This is a genomic window from Pseudomonas sp. 32_A, from assembly GCF_017490905.1.
GTDB lineage: Bacteria > Pseudomonadota > Gammaproteobacteria > Pseudomonadales > Pseudomonadaceae > Aquipseudomonas > Aquipseudomonas inefficax.
This window is the reverse complement of record NZ_JAFGYI010000192.1, coordinates 1-516: the sequence shown is the minus strand read 5'-3', so window position 1 is coordinate 516 and position 516 is coordinate 1. Positions and strand designations below refer to the sequence as shown.

At 65.5% G+C, this 516-nt stretch carries 1 protein-coding gene; it reads left to right on the top strand.

All coding sequences use genetic code 11. The features are described from left to right. Positions 1-516: site-specific integrase (locus J5M58_RS26230; protein WP_207880255.1), on the top strand; the 516-nt coding region annotated here is incomplete at both ends.

Below are 516 nucleotides of genomic sequence, written 5' to 3'. Positions count from 1 at the left end.
CAAGCTGCGGGAGAACAGCGCACGCCTGACCTGGCTTACCCGCGCGCAAGCGCAACGGCTACTGGAAGAACTGCCGACGCACCTGCGACAGATGGCGCGGTTTGCGTTGGCGACGGGGCTGCGTGAATCGAACGTGCGACTGCTGGAATGGGCGCAGGTCGATCGAGAGCGGGCGCTGGCGTGGATTCATGCCGACCAGGCCAAAGCCGGCAAGGTGATTTCCGTGCCGCTGAACGAGGACGCGTTGGGCGTGCTGCGCGAGCAGCAGGGGCAGCACAAGCGCTACGTGTTCGTGTACAAGGGGGCACCCATCGGCCGCATCTACAACCACGCATGGCAAAAGGCATGCATGCGAGCGGGCCTGTCAGGGTTGCGCTTTCATGATCTGCGGCACACGTGGGCGAGCTGGCACGTTCAGGCCGGCACGCCTCTGCCAATCCTTCAGCAGCTCGGAGGATGGGCCAGCTATCAGATGGTGCTGCGCTACGCGCACCTCGGGCGGGACCACGTGGCGGC